The following is a 4,922-nucleotide window of genomic DNA, read 5'->3' as shown; positions in this document are numbered from 1 at the left end:
CTGTCGGTCGGGGCCGTCGGCTGGGTGGCGGTGACCAGCCCCGCCACCCAGCCGACGGCCCCGACCGACAGTGCCTCGAAGGCAAGATTGTCGACGCCAGTGAACAGATCGTAGCGGTCGCCGAGCCGGTTGATGATCTCCGTCGAGCGACGGATGTCGTCGGAGGATTCCTTGATGGCGACGAAGCGCGCGTCGGACGCCAGCTCCTCCATCTGGTCGACTGTGACGTCGACCCGGTACGCCAGCCGGTTCGAGTAGATCATGACCGGCAGGTCGCCGGCATCGGCCACGGCGCGCAGGGCGGCGACCGTCTCTTCCGGGTCGGTATGGTAGATCGGGCTGGGAACCACCATCAGCCCGCTGGCCCCGGCCTGCCCGGCACGGCGCGCGATGCTTGCCGCCTCGCGGGTGCCGGGCTCGTTCACGGTGAGCAGCACCGGCTTCCCTCCGGCGACCTTCTGCGCCGTCTTGAGCACCTCGATCTTCTCGTCATGCGACAGCATCGGCCCTTCGCCGAGCGAGCCGCAGACGATGATGCCGTCGCAGCCGGCCTCCATCTGCAGCGCGTAGCAGCGCTCCATTTCGGCATGATCGAGACGGTCGTCCTCGGTGAATTTGCTCGTGACGGCGGGAAAAACTCCAGTCCACATGGCAGCGTCTCCAATCTGATATATCAGTGATATATCTAGTAAGAAACGGTCTATCAATGCGGAATCCGTTATGATATATGGAAAATATATCAGGAGACGCGATGGCTCTGTTGGAAGATATATCTCATTTCGAGCCCGCGGCTGCGAAGGCCTATCGCGCGCTCGAGCATATGATCGTCACGCTCGAGCTGGCGCCGGCGAGCTTCGTCACCGAGGGCGCGCTGATCGAGCGTCTCGGGCTCGGCCGCACGCCGGTGCGCGAGGCGATCCAGCGTCTGGCCTGGGAGGGTCTGCTCGACGTCAGGCCCCGCGCCGGCATCGCGATCGCGCCGCTTCATCCCGGAGACTGGCTGCGCGTGATCGATGCCAGGCGTGGCGTCGAGGTGGTGCTGGCGCGTTCGGCCGCCCGCTTCGTCACCCGCGAGGCGGCGGACCTGTTTCATGACGCCGCGCTTGCCATGCAGAAGGCGGTCATCTCGGGCAATGTGCTGGCCTTCATCCAGGCCGACAAGGCGCTCGACGAGGCACTCGCGCTGGCCGCCGACAACCCCTTCGCCGCGCGGGTGGCGGCGCCCCTGCAGACGCACAGCCGACGTTTCTGGTTCCGCTACAAGTCGGATACCGGCCTTGCCGAATCGGCCGAGCACCACGTCGCGCTGATCCGCTCGATCCTCGCCGGCGACGAGGAAGCCGCCGCCAAGGATGCCAAGCGCCTGATGGCGTTGCTGCGCGGCCATGCGGAGGTCGCCGCCACGCGCTGAGCGCTCCCGATCTCAGTATCGCGCGTCATGGCCGGTCGGCGCAGCCACGCTTTCCCAACTGTTGCCGGCCGCGATGATGCAGCTCGTGCCGTCGACGTCGGTGACGATGATGGTCCAGGTTCCGCTCTGGCCGACGAACACTTCCATGATCGCGACCTGGCCGATCAACCCGAAGGCAAACTGCCGTTCCTGGAAATTCTCGCTTAGATGGGCAACCAGAGCGCTATGCTTGACACAGTGCTGGTATTGAGCGCCCGAGCTGTTCGTACCCATCGCCAGCGCGCCGGCGAGGACCAGGTTTCTCACCCAACCCAAAAAGGACTTGCGTGCCATGGGGCACCTCCTTTTGCCATCGCGTCCCGGCAAAAGGAGACAGCCTCATTTTGCCGGAGCCACCCAGGCCGGTTCCGACGTCATCATCGCGTCGTTCCTTTCTGCGTTCCGGTCTGCCACTAATGGGAACTTCTGGATGTTCCCATTATGTTCCATATATGGTGACGGCAACGGCAAAGCGCAAGCGGGTGCCTCGTCAGGCGCTTGCCGATTCTAATGCTAGCAAAGCAGAAGCGTGCTCAGGTACCCGGCAGCGCGGCCACTTGCGTTGTATGGTCCCAGCCTTCCCCGGCCGAAATAACGCAACTCAGCCCGTGCGTGTCGGTTGCCAGGATGGTCCAGGTGCCCTGTTCGGAAACGAAAACCTCGAGGATGACGCTGCGGTTGACCAGGCCGCGCGCGGTCTCGCTTTCATGGAACTTCTCGCCCAGCGCCTTGATGATGTCGGTCCGCGCCGCGCATTGCCCGGCCGCGTTTGACTGGCCGGCTGCCGCGAACATCGCGGCGGCGGCAACGACCGTCGTTGCCACGAGATATCGTGCCATCTGACACCTCCTCGCGCCAGACGAGAACCCCGGCTGCAACCGGCGCTGTTTGATTGGCCTGCACCTTGGCAGGGATATAGGCTAAGACGGAGGGCACCCGCTTGGTTCCATCCACTTTGTAGATTCGCGAACAAGCGTATCGGCAAAAATCCGAAAAAGGCCCGGATACGACCCGGGCCTTCCTCTGATCATCTCCCGATTCTTGGATCAGTTCATCGTCGGGACGACGAACTCGGCGCCGTCCTTGATGCCTGCCGCGCGCCCGCAGCCGCATCGCGGCGAGGACGCGCAAACCAGGAGACGTCCGGTCAGTTCATCGTCGGGATGACGAACTCGGCGCCGTCCTTGATGCCGGACGGCCAGCGCGAGGTGACCGTTTTGGTCTTGGTGTAGAAGCGGAACGCATCCGGGCCGTGCTGGTTGAGATCGCCGAAGGACGACGCCTTCCAGCCACCGAAGGTGTAGTAGGCGATCGGCACCGGGATCGGCACGTTAACACCGACCATGCCGACCTGGACACGCGAGGCGAAGTCACGCGCGGCATCGCCGTCGCGGGTGAAGATGGCGACGCCATTGCCCATCTCGTGATCGTTGGCGAGCTTGATGGCGTTCTCATAGGTCGGCGCGCGCACCACCGAGAGCACCGGCCCGAAGATCTCTTCCTTGTAGATGCGCATGTCGGCCGTCACATTGTCGAACAGGCAGCCGCCCATATAGTAGCCGTTCTCGTAGCCCTGCATCGTAAAGCCGCGACCGTCGACGACGAGCTTGGCACCTTCCTTGACGCCGAGATCGACATAGCCCTTGACGCGCTCCAGCGCCTGCGCCGTCACCAGCGGGCCGAAATCGGCGGACGAATCTGTCGACGGGCCGACCTTCAGGCTTTCGACGCGCGGTATGAGCTTTTCCATTAGCCGGTTGGCGGTGTCGTTGCCGACCGGAACCGCCACCGAGATCGCCATGCAGCGCTCGCCGGCCGAGCCGTAGCCGGCGCCGATCAGCGCGTCGACCGTCTGGTCGAGGTCGGCGTCGGGCATGATGATCATGTGGTTCTTGGCACCGCCGAAGCACTGCACGCGCTTGCCGGCCGCGGTGCCACGCGAATAGATGTAGTGGGCGATCGGCGTCGAGCCGACGAAGCCGACGGCCTTGATGTCGGGATCGTCGAGGATGGCGTCGACGACTTCCTTGTCGCCGTTGACGACATTGAGGATGCCGGCCGGCAGGCCGGCCTCGATGAACAGTTCGGCAATGCGGATCGGCACGCCCGGATCACGCTCGGAAGGCTTCAGGATGAAGGCGTTACCGCATGCGATCGCCGGCGCAATCTTCCACAGCGGGATCATCGCCGGGAAATTGAACGGCGTGATGCCGGCGACGACGCCGAGCGGCTGGCGCATCGAGTAGACGTCGATGCCGGGGCCGGCGCCGTCGGTGAACTCGCCCTTCATCATGTGCGGCGCTCCGATGCAGACCTCGACCACTTCCAGGCCGCGCTGGATGTCGCCCTTGGCGTCGGCGATCGTCTTGCCATGCTCGCGCGCCAGGATGTCGGCCAGTTCGTCATAGTCGCGCTGCACCAGTTCGAGGAACTTCATCAGCACGCGCACGCGCCGCTGCGGGTTGGTGGCCGCCCACTGGGGCTGCGCCGCCTTGGCGTTCTCGACAGCCGCGCGCAGTTCCGCCTGCGAAGCCAGCGCCACCGTGCCGCGCACGGAACCGTCCATCGGCTGCATCACGTCCTGCTTGCGGCCGCTGGTCCCGGCGACACGCTTGCCGCCGATGAAATGACCGTAATCGATCATGGTTTCTCTCCCTGTGTTTTGATGATGGCGCATTGTCCGCCTTTGCCGGAGCGAAGGCAACGCGAGCGAAAACGCAACCGTTGTGCAAAAAATAGACAACGATGGGCAGCTGTGCATTAATTGTCGCAAATGGCGAGTTGCTGAAAGGGATCGAAGATTGCAGGCTGGACAAAGGGGACAGGCGGCAAAGGCAGCGCTCGCGACTAATCCGGACCATCCGGTATGAACTGGGATGACGTCCGCATCTTTCTCGCCGTGGCGCGCGCCGGCCAGATCCTCGGCGCGGCGAAACGCCTGGAGCTCAACCACGCCACCGTCTCGCGCCGGATCGCGGCGCTCGAGGAGGCGCTGCGGACGAAGCTTTTCCGCCGCCTGACCACGGGCAGCGAGCTGACACCGGCCGGCGAACGCTTCCTCGACATAGCCGAGCGCATGGAGAGCGACATGATCGCCGCGCGCTCGACCGTTGCCGGCGAAGGCGACGATATCTCGGGCACGGTGCGCATCGGCGCGCCCGACGGTTTTGGCGTTGCCTTCCTGGCGAAACGGCTGGGAGAACTGACCGCCCTTCACCGCGAGCTCACCATCCAGCTGGTGCCGGTGCCGCGCTCCTTCTCGCTGTCCAGGCGCGAGGCCGACATCGCCATCACCGTCGAACGCCCGACCGAGGGCCGGCTGGTGGCGGGCAAGCTGGTCGACTACACGCTCGGCCTGTTCGCCTCGCGCGCCTATGCCGAGGCCCATAGCTTGCCGACGACGCCGGCCGAGCTCGGCCGGCACACGCTGATTGGCTACGTGCCGGACCTCATCGTCAGCCCCTCGCTCGAC

The 4,922-nt window shown here is 64.8% G+C and carries 6 protein-coding genes; 2 read left to right on the top strand and 4 right to left on the bottom strand.

All coding sequences use genetic code 11. The features are described 5' to 3' along the window. Nucleotides 1–650: dihydrodipicolinate synthase family protein (locus tag EN742_RS24525; RefSeq protein ID WP_148670229.1), on the bottom strand; the 650-nt coding region annotated here is incomplete at its 3' end. Nucleotides 651–751: 101 nt separating this feature from the next. On the opposite strand from EN742_RS24525, the gene EN742_RS24520 reads away from it, so the two are divergent. Then, nucleotides 752–1,411 carry a GntR family transcriptional regulator gene (locus tag EN742_RS24520; RefSeq protein ID WP_126057815.1) on the top strand — a complete coding sequence of 220 codons (660 nt, stop codon included), beginning with the start codon at nt 752–754 and terminating at the stop codon, nt 1,409–1,411. Nucleotides 1,412–1,423: 12 nt separating this feature from the next. Here the strand turns inward: EN742_RS24520 and EN742_RS24515 are convergent, their stop codons facing one another. The 3 genes from EN742_RS24515 to EN742_RS24505 form a co-directional block, all read right to left on the bottom strand. Further along, entirely contained in the window at nt 1,424–1,744 is a 321-nt protein-coding gene (locus EN742_RS24515; RefSeq protein WP_126057814.1) for a hypothetical protein, read from the bottom strand. 239 nt (nt 1,745–1,983) lie between these two features. Continuing rightward, nucleotides 1,984–2,289, bottom strand: coding sequence for a hypothetical protein (locus EN742_RS24510; protein ID WP_126057813.1), 306 nt, complete (start codon nt 2,287–2,289; stop codon nt 1,984–1,986). A gap of 308 nt (nt 2,290–2,597) precedes the next feature. Beyond that, the gene (locus tag EN742_RS24505) at nt 2,598–4,094 is read right to left on the bottom strand and encodes a CoA-acylating methylmalonate-semialdehyde dehydrogenase (protein WP_127406811.1); all 1,497 of its coding nucleotides are present in this window, start codon (nt 4,092–4,094) and stop codon (nt 2,598–2,600) included. Between the two features lie 222 nt (nt 4,095–4,316). Here EN742_RS24505 and EN742_RS24500 point away from each other — a divergent pair. Beyond that, nucleotides 4,317–4,922 (top strand): LysR family transcriptional regulator (locus EN742_RS24500; RefSeq protein ID WP_148670228.1); only part of this gene is annotated, 606 nt, incomplete at its 3' end.

The sequence above is a fragment of the Mesorhizobium sp. M4A.F.Ca.ET.020.02.1.1 genome (assembly GCF_004022645.1).
Taxonomy (GTDB): Bacteria; Pseudomonadota; Alphaproteobacteria; order Rhizobiales; family Rhizobiaceae; genus Mesorhizobium.
This window is presented reverse-complemented; position numbering and strand designations above follow the sequence as displayed.